The sequence below is a fragment of the Kribbella sp. genome (assembly GCF_035687465.1).
In the GTDB taxonomy this organism is placed as follows: Bacteria; Actinomycetota; Actinomycetes; order Propionibacteriales; family Kribbellaceae; genus Kribbella.
Genome location: NZ_DASRXP010000226.1, coordinates 1 through 15,003 on the forward strand (window position 1 = coordinate 1; position 15,003 = coordinate 15,003).

General features: G+C 66.7%; 17 protein-coding genes. 13 read left to right on the plus strand and 4 right to left on the minus strand.

Annotation, left to right across the window (positions count from 1 at the left end):
• From VFG33_RS11295 to VFG33_RS11305, 3 genes are all read left to right on the plus strand, one after another.
• Positions 1 to 375, plus strand: a 375-nt coding sequence (locus VFG33_RS11295) for a uridine monophosphate kinase (protein WP_414672945.1), incomplete at its 5' end; no start/stop codon positions are given.
• Between the two features lie 115 nt (positions 376 to 490).
• A complete protein-coding gene (gene frr / locus VFG33_RS11300; protein WP_325025339.1) occupies positions 491 to 1,045 on the plus strand; it encodes a ribosome recycling factor in 555 nt (184 codons plus the stop codon).
• Positions 1,045 to 1,878: a phosphatidate cytidylyltransferase gene (locus tag VFG33_RS11305; RefSeq protein WP_325025278.1), complete on the plus strand. Its 834-nt coding sequence runs from the start codon at positions 1,045 to 1,047 to the stop codon at positions 1,876 to 1,878. The genes frr and VFG33_RS11305 overlap by 1 nt, the downstream gene beginning before the upstream one ends.
• Here VFG33_RS11305 and VFG33_RS11310 read toward each other — a convergent pair.
• Complete coding sequence (locus VFG33_RS11310; protein ID WP_325025280.1) at positions 1,868 to 2,677, minus strand: hydroxypyruvate isomerase family protein; 810 nt, start codon at positions 2,675 to 2,677, stop codon at positions 1,868 to 1,870. The genes VFG33_RS11305 and VFG33_RS11310 overlap by 11 nt on opposite strands.
• 76 nt (positions 2,678 to 2,753) lie before the next feature.
• Complete coding sequence (locus VFG33_RS11315) at positions 2,754 to 3,428, minus strand: GntR family transcriptional regulator (protein WP_325025282.1); 675 nt, start codon at positions 3,426 to 3,428, stop codon at positions 2,754 to 2,756.
• Between the two features lie 163 nt (positions 3,429 to 3,591).
• Here VFG33_RS11315 and VFG33_RS11320 point away from each other — a divergent pair, with 163 nt between their 5' ends.
• Genes VFG33_RS11320 through VFG33_RS11350 form a run of 7 tightly spaced genes read left to right on the plus strand, consistent with a single transcriptional unit; the run spans position 3,592 to position 11,158 of the window.
• Positions 3,592 to 4,932 (plus strand): ABC transporter substrate-binding protein, encoded by a 1,341-nt coding sequence (locus VFG33_RS11320; RefSeq protein ID WP_325025284.1) that lies wholly within the window; start codon positions 3,592 to 3,594, stop codon positions 4,930 to 4,932.
• A gap of 55 nt (positions 4,933 to 4,987) precedes the next feature.
• The gene (locus VFG33_RS11325; protein WP_325025285.1) at positions 4,988 to 6,298 is read left to right on the plus strand and encodes an alpha-amylase family protein; all 1,311 of its coding nucleotides are present in this window, start codon (positions 4,988 to 4,990) and stop codon (positions 6,296 to 6,298) included.
• Positions 6,299 to 6,323: 25 nt separating this feature from the next.
• On the plus strand, positions 6,324 to 7,241 hold the full coding sequence (locus tag VFG33_RS11330; RefSeq protein WP_325025287.1) for a carbohydrate ABC transporter permease: 918 nt from the start codon (positions 6,324 to 6,326) through the stop codon (positions 7,239 to 7,241).
• Entirely contained in the window at positions 7,231 to 8,070 is an 840-nt protein-coding gene (locus VFG33_RS11335) for a carbohydrate ABC transporter permease (protein ID WP_325025289.1), read from the plus strand. Before VFG33_RS11330 ends, VFG33_RS11335 begins: the two co-directional genes overlap by 11 nt.
• A 27-nt stretch (positions 8,071 to 8,097) precedes the next feature.
• Positions 8,098 to 9,264: an enolase C-terminal domain-like protein gene (locus VFG33_RS11340; RefSeq protein WP_325025291.1), complete on the plus strand. Its 1,167-nt coding sequence runs from the start codon at positions 8,098 to 8,100 to the stop codon at positions 9,262 to 9,264.
• Positions 9,261 to 10,277 (plus strand): ketopantoate reductase family protein, encoded by a 1,017-nt coding sequence (locus tag VFG33_RS11345; RefSeq protein WP_325025293.1) that lies wholly within the window; start codon positions 9,261 to 9,263, stop codon positions 10,275 to 10,277. The genes VFG33_RS11340 and VFG33_RS11345 overlap by 4 nt, the downstream gene beginning before the upstream one ends.
• A complete protein-coding gene (locus VFG33_RS11350) occupies positions 10,274 to 11,158 on the plus strand; it encodes a 2-hydroxy-3-oxopropionate reductase (RefSeq protein WP_325025295.1) in 885 nt (294 codons plus the stop codon). Before VFG33_RS11345 ends, VFG33_RS11350 begins: the two co-directional genes overlap by 4 nt.
• A 47-nt stretch (positions 11,159 to 11,205) precedes the next feature.
• Here VFG33_RS11350 and VFG33_RS11355 read toward each other — a convergent pair whose 3' ends face one another.
• Both VFG33_RS11355 and VFG33_RS11360 read right to left on the minus strand, forming a co-directional pair.
• A complete protein-coding gene (locus VFG33_RS11355; RefSeq protein ID WP_325025297.1) occupies positions 11,206 to 12,249 on the minus strand; it encodes an LLM class flavin-dependent oxidoreductase in 1,044 nt (347 codons plus the stop codon).
• A gap of 60 nt (positions 12,250 to 12,309) precedes the next feature.
• A complete protein-coding gene (locus VFG33_RS11360) occupies positions 12,310 to 12,726 on the minus strand; it encodes a MarR family winged helix-turn-helix transcriptional regulator (RefSeq protein ID WP_325025299.1) in 417 nt (138 codons plus the stop codon).
• A 61-nt stretch (positions 12,727 to 12,787) separates the two neighbouring features.
• On the opposite strand from VFG33_RS11360, the gene VFG33_RS11365 reads away from it, so the two are divergent.
• The 3 genes from VFG33_RS11365 to VFG33_RS11375 all read left to right on the plus strand — a co-directional run bounded on the left by VFG33_RS11365 (position 12,788) and on the right by VFG33_RS11375 (position 14,995).
• Positions 12,788 to 13,702 (plus strand): LLM class flavin-dependent oxidoreductase, encoded by a 915-nt coding sequence (locus VFG33_RS11365; protein ID WP_325025301.1) that lies wholly within the window; start codon positions 12,788 to 12,790, stop codon positions 13,700 to 13,702.
• Positions 13,703 to 13,939: 237 nt separating this feature from the next.
• The gene (locus tag VFG33_RS11370) at positions 13,940 to 14,629 is read left to right on the plus strand and encodes a C39 family peptidase (protein ID WP_325025303.1); all 690 of its coding nucleotides are present in this window, start codon (positions 13,940 to 13,942) and stop codon (positions 14,627 to 14,629) included.
• Between the two features lie 66 nt (positions 14,630 to 14,695).
• Complete coding sequence (locus VFG33_RS11375; protein WP_325025305.1) at positions 14,696 to 14,995, plus strand: Rdx family protein; 300 nt, start codon at positions 14,696 to 14,698, stop codon at positions 14,993 to 14,995.
• Positions 14,996 to 15,003: the final 8 nt, after the last annotated feature.

Genomic DNA, 15,003 nt, shown 5'->3' on the forward strand with positions numbered 1-15,003 from the left:
CGCAAGGCGGACCGTCACCTGGCCAAGGGCCGGGTGGTCATCTTCGGCGCCGGCTCGGGCATGCCGTACTTCTCCACCGACACCGTGGCCGCGCAGCGCGCGCTGGAGATCGGTGCCGAGGTGCTGCTGATGGGCAAGCAGGGTGTCGACGGGGTCTACGACTCCGACCCGAAGAAGAACCCGGACGCGGTCAAGTTCGACCAGCTCTCGTACGACGACTTCCTGGCCCGGGGGCTCCGGGTCGCCGACGCCACAGCGATCAGCCTGGCCCGGGACAACGCGCTGCCGATCGTCATCTTCGGTCTGGAGGAGGGCAACATCGCCCGCGTCGTCCGAGGTGAGAAGATCGGCACGGTCGTTTCACCAGGTCAGTGACCCAGGCACTAGGATCGACCGACACACGGGCTGACGTCCGATGTCTGGTAAACCAGCGTTCGTAGGGTTGGAGCGGCCGCACCGACGCGGCCCCTAGGAAGCGAGGAATGTCGTGATCGACCAAGCACTCCGCGAAGCCGAGCAGAAGATGGCGAAGGCCGTGGAGGTCGCCAAGGACGACTTCGCCGCGATCCGCACCGGCCGGGCGCACCCGCAGATGTTCTCGGGCATCGTGGCCGACTACTACGGGAGCCCGACGCCGCTGCAGCAGCTGGCCGGCTTCCAGGTTCCCGAGCCGCGCACCGTGCTCATCTCGCCGTACGACAAGAGCGCGATGGGCGCGATCGAGAAGGCGATCCGCGACTCCGACCTGGGGGTGAACCCGGGCAACGACGGCTCGGTGATCCGGGTGGTGATGCCTCAGCTCACCGAGGAGCGGCGCAAGGAGTACATCAAGGTCGCCAAGACCAAGGCCGAAGAGGCCAAGGTCTCGGTGCGCAACATCCGCCGGCACGCCAAGGACGAGGTCGACAAGACCGTCAAGGGCGGCGATGCGGGCGAGGACGAGGGCAAGAGTGCTGAGAAGCGGCTCGACGGGTTGACGAAGAAGTACGTCGACTCGATCGACGACCTGCTGAGGCACAAGGAAGCCGAACTGCTCGAGGTGTGATGGGCGTCGACCAGAGCACGCCCGCGCCGAGCCGCGCCGGGCGCAACGTGCCCGTCTCCATCGCGGTCGGTCTCGGGCTCGGCGCGGTCATCTTCGGATCCCTGTACTGGGAGAAGGTTCTCTTCATCTTCGTCGTGCTGGCCGCCGTCCTGGTGGCCGTCGACGAACTGGTCCGGGTCTTCCACACCGGCGGCGCGAAGCTGTTCCGGATCCCACTGTTCGCCGGTACGACGGCGATGGTGGTCTCGGCGTACTTCGGTGGCCCGCTGGCCCTGATGGTCGCTTTGGCCGCCACGGTGCTGGCGACGATCTTCTGGCGGATGCCGAGCGGCTCGATCGGATTCGTCCGCGATGTCACGACCGGTGTGTTCCTGGTCGGCTACGTGCCGATGCTGGCCGCCTTCGCGATCCTGCTGGTGCGGCCGGAGGAAGACGGCGCCCAACGGGTGGGGATCTTCTTCTTCGTCGTGGTGGCGAGCGACGTCGGCGGCTACGTGGTCGGCGTGCTGTTCGGCAAGCATCCGATGGCGCCGACGATCAGCCCGAAGAAGTCCTGGGAGGGTTTCGCCGGCTCCACGCTGGCCTGTATCGGTGCCGGCATCGGGTCCGTGGTCTGGCTGCTCGACGGTCACTGGTGGGTCGGCGCGATCGTCGGCGCGGTCGCGGTCCTGACCGCGACGGTCGGGGATCTGGCCGAGTCGATGATCAAGCGGGACCTCGGCATCAAGGACATGTCGAACCTGCTGCCCGGGCACGGTGGCGTGATGGACCGGCTGGATTCCTTGCTGGCAACGGCTCCCGCGGTTTGGTTGCTTCTTCACCTCATGGTCTGAGGAAGGTCGCCAGGCTGGTAGCGGTGTCGGTGGTCGGCTTGTACTCGCAGGCGACCACGCCGCCATAGCCGGCCGCGCTCAAAGCATCCAGGGCCGCATCGATGGCCAGGGCGCCCGACCCGGGCTCTCCGCGTCCCGGGCTGTCGGCGATCTGGACATGCTTGATGCCCGCTCCAAGAGCCGTGGCAGTCGCAACCAGGTCGACGCCGTTGCTCCCCAGGTGGAACGTGTCGAACAGCAGCGACACGTTGGTCAGATCCTTCAGCGGCCCGTCCAGCAATGCCAGCACATCGTCGGCTGTCAGCAGTGGATAGCGCCCGTTCAGTCCCTCTGTCAGAGGTTCCAGCAAGACTGTCCCACCCAGTGGGCCCACCGCTTCGGCCCCCGCTCTGATCGCGGCAACAGCTGTCGACTCCTGCTCCGCAACTGACCAACGATCATCGAGCTGCCCGTACAGCATGTTGAACAACCGGCACCCTGTGCTCTCGGCGATCGCGACCATCGCGCCGAGGTTGGCGGCCGCCTCGGCTTCGCGGTCGGGCCGGCAGGCGATCCCGCGCTCACCGGCCGCCACGTCACCACCGAAGAAGTTCAGCGCGCTCAGCGTCACCCCGGCCGTCGAGATCGCGGTGACGAAGAGGTCGACCTCGGGAACCGAAGGCGTGGGCGAGGCGAACGGCCACCAGCTCTCCACCTGGGTGAAGCCCATCCGGGCCGCGGCCCCGAAACGGTCCAGGTAGGGGAGTTCGGTGAACAGCATCGACACGTTCGCGCTCAACGGATGCCCGCGGTAGTCCATGGATCCCCTCCTCGGAAGAACGATCACGCGAAGACTACGCATCGAACCGTCAGGCATGCAATCTTGTCTAGCAATCTCAGGTTACGACTGCCTTCGCCAATGAGGTGAGCAGACGCCCCTGGGCCTGTTCGAGGTGGTAGTTGAGGTGCTCGCCGGCCCGGTCCGGATCACCGTCCTTGATCGCGTCGAGGATCGCGGCGTGCTCCTGCGCGACAGTGGTCGGGTCGGCGGTCCGATGGGCCTGGTAGTGGCCCATCGTCAGTTGCACCTCGCCGATGATCAACTCGTGCATCCGCGCCAGGCGGCGGCTCCCGACACCTGTCACCAGGGCCGAGTGAAAGGCGATGTCGGCTTCGACCTGGTTCGCGAACTGCCGGTCGCGGGCGGCGAACTCGATCGCGATCTGCGCCTTGGTAGCCGCTGCCGGCACGGCACCGGCGAGCGCGAGGGCGCTGACCGCAGCGCGTTCGATGGTGATCCGGCTGAAGAAGAGATCGCGGATCTCGGCCTCGTCGAGCGTCGGGACGACCGCGGTCTTGTGGGCCGTCCGGCGGAGCAGTCCCAGGGCGGTCAGTCGTTCGACACAGGCCTTGGCGGTAGGGCGGGCGACGTTGTACTCCGTCGCGAGGCGGACCTCGGTAACCCTTTCCCCCTGGGCGATGTCGCCGTTCACGATGCGCTTACGGACAGACTCGAACAGCGCTTCGGTCAACGAGGACGGCCCGAGTTCCAGGCCCGCATCGATCTGCACGGCGTTACTCCTCTCCTTCGATTCCCGCAAGCTTACTGGTCAGTCCTTGGACCAGACAGCCGGACTGAGCCTGACTTGTAAACTTGCCAGTCTTGTCATATTGACAGACAACTGTACAAGGCGGATGCTCGTGCCCAGCCCACCACTGGTGAAAGGTCGGGAAATGACTGCCAATCCTCGTACTTTGTCGCGTCGCCGCCTCCTGCAGTTGGGCGGAGCGCTGGGGGCCGCCGGGCTCACGTCGTCAGCACTGGCCGCCTGCGGGGCCTCGGATTCAGCCGGCGGCAGTGGCGGTTCGGCCACGCTGAGGTTCATGTTCTGGGGCGCCGACGATCGCGTGAAGCGCTTCCAGGAGGCCTGCGCGCTGTTCACGAAGAAGAACCCCACCATCAAGGTGATGCCGGAGTTCGGTGCAATCGATTCCATCAGGACGAAGACCACCGTCGCGATGGCGAGCAAGAACCTGCCGGACGTGATGTGGATCCTGGGCGATCTGCTGCCGCAGATGGCGTCCGAGGGACACATCATGGATCTCACCCCCCACCTCGGTACGGCCGGCGGGATCGCGATCGACGGCTTCAGCGCCGCCGTGATGGAGCCGGGCAAGCAGAGCGGCAAGCAGTACGCGATGACGCACGGGATCCAGTCCGTCGGGGTCTTCGCCCGCAAGAGCGTCCTCGACGAGGTCGGCATCCCGATCAAGCAGTACCCGGAGGCCTACAGCTGGGAGGAGTACACCTCGTACTGCGCGAAGATCCACCAGGCCAAGGGGGAGAAGTTCTTCGGCACGGACGATCCCAACTACGCGAGCGCGCCGAACTTCTTCCGTGCCTATGCCCGTCAGAACGGCCAGCAGATGTGGACCGATTCCGGTGACATCGGCTTCACCCGCGAGCTGTTGACCACCTGGCTGGAGTACTGGAAGCAGCTGCGCGACAGCCAGGCGGCGGTGCCGACCGCGCTGGCGCTGGAACAGAACCCGTACTTCGAAGGCGCCCCGATGATCAGAGGTCTTTCCGCCTTCCACATGCGCAACTCCAACCAGATGCTCGAGCTCCAGCAACTGTCGAAGGACCCGCTGGTCCTGATGCCCGTCCCCGGCAACGGTGGTGCCGGCAACGCCAACATCGCCCTGGACCCGAACATGCTCAGCATCGCCGCCAACACCAAGAATTCTGAAGCGGCACTCAAGTTCGCCGACTTCCTGCTGAACGACGAGGACCGCGCCAAGATCATCGGTACGACGATCGGTGGCCCGCCGACCGATCGCATCCGCCAGGTGATCTCGCCCACCGTCAGCGCTCCCGAGGCCCAGTTCCTGAAGTACATCGGCTTCGAGGCGAGCGCGAAGGCCAAGCCGGTACCGGCTGCGTTGCCGACCGCCGGCGCTTTCGGCACCGCCATGAACAAGGCGATCGAGAACCTTGCCTATGGCAAGTCAACGGTCGCCCAGACGGTCGACACGGTCTTCGGTGACCTGAGGACCAAGCTGCTGGCCAAGTGACACCGCGCCATTGATCCACCGACGTGCTCATCTTTCACGAACCGAAGGACAAAACATGCCGTTGAACGAGATCGCCGCAAGTCTGTACGCCTGGGACCTCCACGATGAGGGAGTGGAGCACATCCTGGACGTGCTGGCCAGCCGCGCCGAGGTGAACTCGGCGTACCTGGTAGGTCTCATGCATCGCGAGAAGCGCCCGCTGCACGCACGTTTCTACCCGCACAACCCCGTTCGCCGGTACTACGTTCCCGAGGACAGCCGGGCCTACTGGCGGCCCGACGCATCCCGCTACGGGCGGATCAAGCCGCTCACGTCGGAACGCGACTTCCTCAAGGACAAGGACTGGCTGCAACCCCTGATCGACGCGGCCCGGGCGCGGGGGATGCGGACCGGCTGCGAGATCTCCCACACGGTCATCGACGCGCAGTACGCCCGGGAGAACTACCCGGATGTGCTCCAGCGCGATGTCTTCGGCAACGTCGTCGGCGCGTTCGAGGCCGTCGAGGCGAAGCGTGCGCTGCCGTGCCTGAACCACCCGGACGTGCAGGAGTATCTGGCTGCGCTCTTCACCGACCTTGCCACCAACTACGACGTGGACTACGTCCAGACCTGTCTGGTGATGTTCGGCTCCGGCCGCGGCGACGGTGGGACGCACAGCTTCGGCCCGACCGCCTGGCAGCAATTGTTGGCGGTGGCAACCGGTGGCTGCTTCTGCGACAGCTGCAAGGCGAAGGCGAAGAGCGAGGGCCTGGACTGGAACGCGCTGGTCGACGAGGTGCAGCACCTGGCGCGACTCGCGGTCAAGGACGGTCTCGAGGAATTGCACGAGCGGCAGTTGCTCGACGAGGCCAACTACACCGAGTCGGCGCTGCTGCTCGAGAATGATGCGCTGACGGCTTGGCTCCAGTTCAGGAAGCGGTCGATCACCGAGCTCTTCGCGAGGGTGCGGGAAGCTCTTCGATCGTCAGGACGCGAGGTCGAGTTCCGCTACAACACCTACATGGCCTCGCCCGAACGCGCCGGCCTCGACTTCAAGTCCGCGTTCGCCTACGTCGACTCGGTGCGCGAGTCCGACTACTCCGACCAGCTCGGTACCGCGGAGGGCGTGGCGACCAAGCGCGCCAAGCTGATGAAGGCCCGCCGGTCGCTGCGCGAGGACCAGAAGTTGATCGCCGCGCTCGGCGTCCGTCCGAACGCGACACCGGAGACCTTGCGGGCCAGCGTCAAGGCCGCGGTCGACGCCGGCTGCGACGGCCTGTCCCTGGGGCACTACGACGGGGCCACGATGGAACGCCTCGACGCTGTGCGCGAAGGACTCCGTGAATGGGAGGGACGGCCGCAGTACTGGCAGCCCCTGACCGCCTGAAGCCCAACAGTGGAGGAGGACTCCCATGGCTGTTGCACTTGAGGGCCTGAAGACACGGCAAGTCTCGATCGAGCGCCGGACCGGACGGGCGGGCTATCTGTTCCTGATCCCGTGGTTGCTCGGTGTCGTGCTCATCACCCTGGTCCCGATGCTGGCGTCGCTCTACCTGTCGTTCACCAACTACCGGCTGGGTGGCACACCCGAGTGGGCCGGATTGGCGAACTACCGGCGGATGATCTCGGATCCGACCTTCGCGGCCTCGGCCGTCGTGACCGCGAAGTACGTCTTCATCTCGGTCCCGCTGCAACTGGGGTTCGCCCTCCTCGTCGCGGTCACGCTGAACCGCGGCGTCCGCGGGCTGGCGCTGTACCGGTCTGTGTACTACCTGCCGTCCCTGCTCGGCGGCAGCGTCGCGGTCGCGGTGCTCTGGCGGCAGCTCTTCTCCAGCGACGGGCTGCTGCCGAAGCTGGTGGGCAAGGTCGGGATCCACATGGGTTCGTGGATCTCCGACCCTGCCCACGCCCTCGACACGTTGATCGTCCTGCATGTCTGGACCTTCGGATCGCCCATGATCATCTTCCTGGCCGGCCTGCGGCAGATCCCGGAGGAGTTGCTCGAGGCGGCCCGGGTGGACGGCGCCAACGCGATCCGCCGCTTTCTCTGGGTCACCCTGCCGCTGCTCAGTCCGGTGATCTTCTTCAACCTGGTGCTGCAGTTGATCGGCGCGTTCCAGGCCTTCACCCCGGCGTACATCATCTCGTCGGGGACTGGTGGCCCGGCGAACTCGACGCTGTTCTACACGCTGTATCTGTTCCAGTCGGGCTTCCAGAACTTCGAGATGGGTTACGCCAGCGCGTTGGCCTGGGTCCTGTTCGTGGTGATCGGCATGTTCACCGCGGTCAACTTCATCGCCTCCCGGTACTGGGTGCACTATGAGAACTAATCTCGGGCGGCTGCTCAGCGGCACTTGGAAGCATGTCCTGCTGATCGCCTTCGCGGTGGTGATGATCTATCCGCTGGTGTGGATGCTGACCAGATCCTTCATGCCGAACAAGGACATCCTCACCGGCGGGAGCAGTGGCTCCGCCTTCAGTTTCGACAACTACATCACCGGGTGGAGTTCGCTGGGCGTGCCGTTCGGGCGCTTCCTGTTCAACTCGATGATGGTCGCGATCCTCTGCATCGTCGGCAACCTGATCTCGTGCACGCTGGCCGCCTATGCGTTCGCCCGGCTGCGCTTCCGGTTCCGGGGCGCCATGTTCGCGGTGATGCTGGCGACGATCATGCTGCCGTTCCACGTGACCATCGTTCCGCAGTACATCCTGTTCAACCACTTCGGGCTGATCAACACCTACGTGCCGCTGATCCTGCCGAAGTTCCTCGGGGTGGAGGCGTTCTTCATCTTCTTGATGGTGCAGTTCATGCGAGGCCTGCCGACCACCCTCGACGATGCGGCCGCGATCGACGGTTGCGGTCCGTTGCGCACCTTCTGGAGCGTCATCCTGCCGCTGTGTACTCCGGCCCTCGGGGTCACCGCGGTCTTCACCTTCATCTGGACCTGGAACGACTTCTTCACCCCGCTGCTCTACCTGAACACGCCGGACAAGTACACGGTGCCGATGGGGCTCAGCGCGTTCCAGGACTCCACCGGCCTCAGCAACTACGGGGCCTTGTTCGCCATGTCGGTGGTGACGCTGATCCCGGTCTTCGCGGTCTTCCTGCTCGCGCAGAAGGCGTTGACCCAGGGCATCGCCACCACCGGTCTGAAGTAGCCGACCAGCACAGCCGAGAGAGGTTTGATGTCCCTCATCCAAGAGGTCGAACTGCTCGAGTTCAACCACACCGTGACGTATGGCTATGACGCGGCCGGCCAAAGGCTGCGTGACGAGGTGCTGCCGACCCGGACCACCCGCCGTTTCGCGGTGCGGATCCGGTCCGAGGACGGTGTCGAGGGCAACTACGTGGTGTTGTGGAGCGCCCCGCCGTACGCGATCTCGCAGGTGGCGGCGCTGGCCAGATCCATCATCGGACTGGACATCTTCGCGCGGGAGCAGATCTGGGACCGTGCGAACCGGAGCTTTGCCAAGAATGACCGCATCGGCGCCGGAGCGATCGATATCGCCTTGTGGGATGCCGCCGGGCACGCGGCCGGTCAGCCGGTCTCTGCCCTGCTGGGCGCTTTCCGCGACCGGCTGCCGGCGTATGCGAGCACCGTCGGCGGCGGTCACGGGCTGGGGGCTCTGTCGGATCCCGAGAGCTACCGCGACTTCGCGGCCTGGTGCGCGGACGCGGGCATTCCCGGGTACAAGATCCACGGTCCGTCGACCGGTTCGGTGCGGGCCGAGATCGACGCGCTGCGAGCCGCCGCCGAGGGTTCGGCCGGCCGGACGGACGTGATGACCGATCCAGGAAATTCCTTGCGGACCCTTGCCGATGCGCTGGCCCTCGGGAGAGTCTGCGACGAGATCGGCGCGTACTGGTGGGAGGACCCGATGCGCGACAACGCACCGTTCGGCCACAAGATCCTGCGGGAGCGGATCAAGACGCCCTTGCTGCTCACCGAGTTCGTCCGAGGTCTGGAGATGCGGATGGCGGTTGCTCTACAAGGTGGAACAGACTTCCTGCGCGCTGACCCAGAGCTCGATATGGGGATCACCGGGGTGATGAAGACGGCCCACGCTGCCGAGTCGATCGGGATCGACATGGAGGTCCATGCCTCGGGTCCCGCGCAACGGCACTGCATGGCGGCCATCCGGAACACCAACTACTACGAGCTCGGCCTGCTGGATCCGGCGAGCGGCAACCCGCTGCATCCACCGGTGTACGCCTGCGACTACGTCGAAGACGCCTCGGCGGTCGGACCGGACGGCTGCGTCGCCGTACCCACCGGTCCCGGCCTGGGCGTCACCTACGACTGGGACCGGCTGTACGCCGACAAGGTCGACTCGACGGTGTTCCGCGCATGAGCCGGTACGTCGTGATCGGCGCGGGCGCGATCGGTGGAGGACTGGGGGGTCGCCTCGTCCAACACGGACTCGAGGCCGTGCTAGTGGCCCGTGGTGAGCACGCGGCCGCAATGGCCGAGCACGGCCTTCGCCTGCGATCTCCCGAAGAAGACATCGTGCTCGACGTCCCGTCTGCCTCCGGCCCGGACGACGTGCGCCTGGCACCGGACGACGTCCTGGTCCTGGCGACGAAGGCCCAGCAAGCCATCGCCGCCCTGACGCAGTGGGCCGACGTGCCGGTCTACCGCGGCGGGACAGCGGTCGGAACCGCCGGTGAACTGCTACCGATCTGTACTGCGCTCAACGGCGTCGCGAGCGAGTCGATGGCAGCCCGGTACTTCGCCCGGGTGATCGGCGTCTGTGTCTGGGTCCCCGCGATCCACCTCCGGCCGGGCGAGGTGATGCTTCGGTCCGCTCCGAGATCGGGCATGTTCCACCTCGGGTCCTACCCGGCCGGGGACCGCGATGCCGCCCTCTTGGCCGGCATCCGGGACGACTGGACCAAGGCCACCTTCAAGGTCTCCCTGCCCGCTGACGTGATGCCGTGGAAGTACCGCAAGCTGATCGACAACGTCGGGAACTGCTTCCAGGCACTGATCGGGCGGAACGGCGACTACCGTCCCCTGGTGGCGGCCACGCGGGCCGAGGCTCGGGAAGTCCTCACCAGAGCAGGGATCGCCTTCACGTCCGACGAGGACGAGGCGGCCGCCCGGGCCGACAGTTTCGTCGTCCACCCGGTGCCGGGTGAGCCCGAGGAGCTCGGTGGCTCGTCGTGGCAGTCGTTGACCAGGGCAACGGGCAGCATCGAGACCGACTACCTCAACGGTGAGATCGCCCTCATCGCGCGGCAGCACGGCCTGAGTGCGCCGATCAACGCGAAGATCGCTTCCATCGCGAGGGTCGCGGCCGCTACCCGCCAGCGCCCCGGAGGGGTGAGCGCTGACGAGATCCGCACCAGATTGGGGTTGGCATGACCACTGTCGGATTCATCGGTCTCGGCATCATGGGCCTGCCGATGGCGAGCAACCTGGTGAAGGCCGGGTTCGATGTCGTCGGCTACAACCGGAGCTCGGCCAAGCTCGAGCTGTTGAAGGCGAGCGGGGGGCGGGGTGCGGCAAGTCCGGCCGAGGCCGCCGCGGAGGCTGACGTCGTGGTGACGATGCTGCCTGATTCCCCGGATGTCGAGGCGGTGATGCGGGGCTCGAGCGGCGTGTTCGCCGGTGCCAAGGCGGGTGCTTTGGTCATCGACGCCAGTACGATCCGGCCGGATGTCGCCCGGCAGTTGGCTGCCGACGGCAACGATCGCGGACTGCGGGTGCTGGACGCACCGGTGAGCGGCGGCGAGCGAGGTGCGATCGACGCCACTCTGTCCATCATGGTCGGAGGGTCCGCGGCCGACTTCGAGGATGCCAGGCCGGTCCTCGGCGCGATGGGCAAGACCGTCGTGCACGTCGGACCGGCCGGCTCCGGTCAGACCGTCAAGGCGGCCAACCAGTTGATCGTGGCCGGGACGATCGAACTGGTCGCCGAGGCGATCGTGTTCCTCGAGGCGTCCGGCGTGGACGCCACGGCCGCCGTGACGGTGCTCGCCGGTGGGTTGGCCGGGAACGCGATCCTCGACCGGAAGGCAGAGGGCATGCTCGCGCGGGACTTCAAGCCCGGCTTCCGGCTGGAGTTGCACCACAAGGACCTCGGCATCGTGCAGGCCGCGGCACGTGAAGTCGGCGTGGTCATCCCGCTCGGAGCCGTCGTCTCCCAGCTCGTCGCCGCCCTGGTGGCCCGAGGCGACGGCGGCCTGGACCACTCAGCCCTCCTCAAACTCGTCGAGGAACTGTCCGGGCGCTCTGACCGCTGAGCTGGAGCGACCCGGACAACCTCCAGGCGCGGATCTCCGGCTGAGGGTCAGTGGGTCGCAGGTGTGCGGAGGGCGGCCAGGTGGGCCAGGGCTTCGTAGGAGGCCAGGAGCTCGGTGCGGTCGTAGGTGTTGGTGGTGATCAGCACCTCGTCGGCAGCGGTGCGCTGGACCAGCCCACCGAGTTCGGCCTCGACCTCTGCCGGCGTCCCGTAGATCTGTCCTCGCAGCGACTGCTCGTAGAACTCGCGCTCCTTCTCGCTCATCTCCACCTGCAGGACGTCCTCCACCGGCAGCAACGGCGGAAACACCCCGCGAGTCCGGGAGTATGCGCCGGACCAGGCCTCCGGCAGTAGCAGCCGCCTCGCCTGCTCCGTTGTGGACGCCACAGCTACTGTCGCCGCCAGTACGACGTACGGGCGGTCGGCCCAAGCAGACGGGCGGAAGGCGGAGCGGTAACGCTCAAGCCAGCTAAGGAGGTCCGCCTCGCTTCTGACTCCGGCGATCACCAGGGGGAGGCCGAGTGAGGCTGCCAAGAGAGCGCCTTCGCCGACGGCCAGTACGAAAGGCGGCACGTGCAGGCCCTCGCCGGGGCGGGCGTGTACTTGGGGGTGGTTTCGCTGGGTGCCGGTGAAGTAGCCGAGTAGCTCCTGGACCTGGGCGCTGAAGTCCTCCGCCGCATCCTTCTCGACTCCCAGCGCGCGGCGGATGCCGTTGGTGAAGCCGACGGACCGGCCCAGGCCCATGTCGATCCGGCCCGGGAACAGCGACTCCAGTACTCCGAACTGCTCCGCAACTACAAGCGGCCGGTGGTTGGGCAACATCACCCCGCCGGTGCCGACCCGGATCCGGCTCGTCGCCGATGCAACAGCCGCCGCCAGAACGGTCGGAGCCGAGCCGACGACACCGGGAACGCTGTGGTGCTCCGAGACCCAGAACCGCTGGTAGCCGAGTTCCTCGACCTGCTGAGCGAGCAGGACCGTGCCGCGCAACGTCTCCGCCTCGGTCTCACCTGCCCGGGTGCGAGACCTGTCCAGGATCGACAACGGGACACCGGCCAGTGACGACCGGGGGAGCGACGCAGGCGAATCCATGATGCAAAGTCCAACCGCCCCGACCGAACCTCCATTCCCTCGCAAGCATCGCCCGAGCGCTCAGCCTTTGCCCTCGAGCAGGATGCGCAGGTCGTCACGAAACCGTTCGGCGCCGGCCTTGCCCAAGGGCGCCAGGAACGCCTTCTCGATCTCGATCCGAACTCGTTCAGCCGCCTCCAACAGAGCCTCGCCTTCGGCCGTCAGCGCCACGAGGTTGCGGCGGCGGTCCTCCGGGCTCCGACGGCGTTCCACCAGGCCGCGGTGCTCCAGACCGTCCAGGAGATCCCCGATCGACGTCCGGTCGACGCCCAGCAGGGCCGCCACCTCGAGCTGGGACAGCGGGTCCTCCGCCGCGATCACCGACAGGATCGCGAGGTCCCGGCCGTCCACGCCGTACGACTCGAGCGCCTTCGCGCTCTGGTCGGTCAGTCGCGCCTGGACGTGTTTCAACAGGTACCCCAGCCGGTCGGTCAGCATGGAAGAAATCTACCGGGCAACTGATCATCAGGAGAGCTGATCATCAGCTACCCTGAATATCATGCCACTCACCTTCGGACTGAAGACCACCCCGATGCATGTCAGCTACGCCGAGATCCTGCGGGTCTGGCAGGAGGCTGACGAGATCCCGCAGTTCCGGGACGCCTGGTTGTGGGATCACTTCCTGCCGCTGGCCGGCCCGAAGGACGGCCAGGTCCTCGAAGGCTGGACCTTGCTGACCGCACTCGCCGCGCAGACCTCCCGGCTCCGGCTCGGTCTGCTCGTGACCAGCAATCGGGTCCGCCAACCCGCCGTCCTCGGGAAGATCGCGAGCACCCTCGACGTGATCTCGAACGGCCGACTGGTGATGGGGCTGGGAGCCGGCGGAACCTACCAGCCGCCGGGCGCCGGCGGCATCGCCGGTGAGAATCCCGCGATCGCCGAGTACGCCGCGTACGGACTGACCCTCGTGCCGCCCGCCGAGGGGCTGGCCAGGTTGCGCGAGACGATCGAGATCCTCCGGGGCATGTGGGGCGAGGAGGTCTTCGACTACGCCGGGCGGTACTACTCGCTCGAGGCGAATCGCAACGAACCCAAGCCGATCCAGCGCCCTGGGCCGCCATTGCTGATCGGCGGCTGGGGTGACCGGATGCTTCGCCTGGTCGCCGAGCACGCCGACGTGTGGAACATCCCCGGTCCGCCGCACAACGACCTCGAGTTCCTCGCCGATCGCCTGCGGATGCTCGACGCCCAGTGCGCGGAGGTCGGCCGGGATCCGCGCTCGATCAGCCGATCGGTCCAAGTGATAGTCCGGTACGACGACCTGCCCGGTACCAGGTCGATCGTCCGGCGACTGGCCGCGATGGGCTTCGACCACCTCGTCCTCAGCCTGCCCCGCCCCTATCCGGCCCGAGTTGCGAGTCTCCTCGCCACAGAGATCATCGACCCTGTGGTCCAGGAGATCGCCCCGGCCTGAAACCGGGGCAGGTGTCTTTCGACCCAGATCGAAAGGCCATGGTTGTTTTCTGACGGCGTTGGCGCTTGATCCGGAAGGTCTTCACGATGCGCTGACCTGCGGAAATGCACGCTCAAGTGTTGCTCAGAGTGGCAGGGCGAGTCCGGAGAGTGGGTTTACAAGCGCTTGAGAGCGGATTCCACTGGGCTCTGCGGTGGCCGCGCCCAAGGTCACCCCTTCGAACTCGGGAGGCGCTCCATGACGAGGTCCATGACGAAGGTGAAGGCCGCGGTTTGTGGTCTGGCCCTGGTGGCGGGTGTTTCGTTGCCGATGGCAGGTGGTTCGGCGGCCGTGGCAGCGCCGGCACCGGGCGCCGTAGTACAGGCTGCCAATGCTGCTGCGGCGGCCAAGAAAGTTCCGGCCGGGGCGCACTCCGCACAGGGGCTGCGGACGTTGAACATTGACTTCCAGTACCAGCAGACTGGCTACTGGTGTGGCCCGGCTGCGACCAGGATCGCGCTCTCCGCGCGAATCTCGCCGCCGAGTCAGCAGCAACTGGCGAACGAACTGCCGACCACCACCAACGGCACCGACTGGATCGGCCAGGTCACCCGGGTCCTCAACAACCACCTCGGCACCGGCTGGTACGAGACCAAGGAGATGCCGAACGACCCGCCCACCCAGGCGCAGCGGGACCTGCTCTGGCGCGACGTGATTCTCGACATCGACAACAACTACCCGATCGTCGCGAACATCGTTGCCCCGGCCAACAACCACCCGCCGGGCTACCCGAACTACACGATCTGGCACTACTTCACGGTGATCGGCTACGACACCAGCGACTCGACCGTGCTGATCGCGGACCCGGCCGGCTTCGGCCCTGCGACGTACTGGCTCACCTTCAACCAGCTCGCCACTCTGATCCCACCGAAGGGCTACTCCGCCTGAGGCTGCCCCGCCGCACTCACTGGACGCCCCGGTGAGTGCGGCGCCAGGTCCGCGATACTGGGCGGTGTGACGAGAGAGCCGCGGCTGGAGATCGTGTACTGCACGCAGTGTCGGTGGTTGTTGCGGGCTGCGTGGACCGCACAGGAGTTGCTGACCACGTTCCCGAAGGAGCTGGGGGAGGTGGCGCTGGTGCCGTCCACCGGCGGGGTCTTCGACATCTCGCTGGACGGGGAGCTGCTGTGGTCGCGCAAGGCGGAGGGTGGGTTCGCCGAACTCCCGCTGCTGAAGCAGCTGGTGCGCGACCGGATCGCGCCCGACCGGCAGCTCGGTCACTCGGACCGCAAGGCGGAGCCGGTCCCGGAGTGATCCTGCGC

What these genes read in the sequence shown, in the direction of transcription:
- VFG33_RS11365 (WP_325025301.1), top strand. Translation starts at nt 12,788, where the DNA reads ATGCCACTCACCTTCGGACTGAAGACCACCCCGATGCATGTCAGCTAC.
- VFG33_RS11340 (WP_325025291.1), top strand. Translation starts at nt 8,098, where the DNA reads ATGTCCCTCATCCAAGAGGTCGAACTGCTCGAGTTCAACCACACCGTG.
- VFG33_RS11310 (WP_325025280.1), bottom strand. Translation starts at nt 2,677, where the DNA reads ATGGACTACCGCGGGCATCCGTTGAGCGCGAACGTGTCGATGCTGTTC.
- VFG33_RS11335 (WP_325025289.1), top strand. Translation starts at nt 7,231, where the DNA reads ATGAGAACTAATCTCGGGCGGCTGCTCAGCGGCACTTGGAAGCATGTC.
- VFG33_RS11305 (WP_325025278.1), top strand. Translation starts at nt 1,045, where the DNA reads ATGGGCGTCGACCAGAGCACGCCCGCGCCGAGCCGCGCCGGGCGCAAC.
- VFG33_RS11350 (WP_325025295.1), top strand. Translation starts at nt 10,274, where the DNA reads ATGACCACTGTCGGATTCATCGGTCTCGGCATCATGGGCCTGCCGATG.
- VFG33_RS11370 (WP_325025303.1), top strand. Translation starts at nt 13,940, where the DNA reads ATGACGAGGTCCATGACGAAGGTGAAGGCCGCGGTTTGTGGTCTGGCC.
- VFG33_RS11345 (WP_325025293.1), top strand. Translation starts at nt 9,261, where the DNA reads ATGAGCCGGTACGTCGTGATCGGCGCGGGCGCGATCGGTGGAGGACTG.
- VFG33_RS11325 (WP_325025285.1), top strand. Translation starts at nt 4,988, where the DNA reads ATGCCGTTGAACGAGATCGCCGCAAGTCTGTACGCCTGGGACCTCCAC.
- VFG33_RS11320 (WP_325025284.1), top strand. Translation starts at nt 3,592, where the DNA reads ATGACTGCCAATCCTCGTACTTTGTCGCGTCGCCGCCTCCTGCAGTTG.
- VFG33_RS11330 (WP_325025287.1), top strand. Translation starts at nt 6,324, where the DNA reads ATGGCTGTTGCACTTGAGGGCCTGAAGACACGGCAAGTCTCGATCGAG.
- VFG33_RS11355 (WP_325025297.1), bottom strand. Translation starts at nt 12,249, where the DNA reads ATGGATTCGCCTGCGTCGCTCCCCCGGTCGTCACTGGCCGGTGTCCCG.
- VFG33_RS11360 (WP_325025299.1), bottom strand. Translation starts at nt 12,726, where the DNA reads ATGCTGACCGACCGGCTGGGGTACCTGTTGAAACACGTCCAGGCGCGA.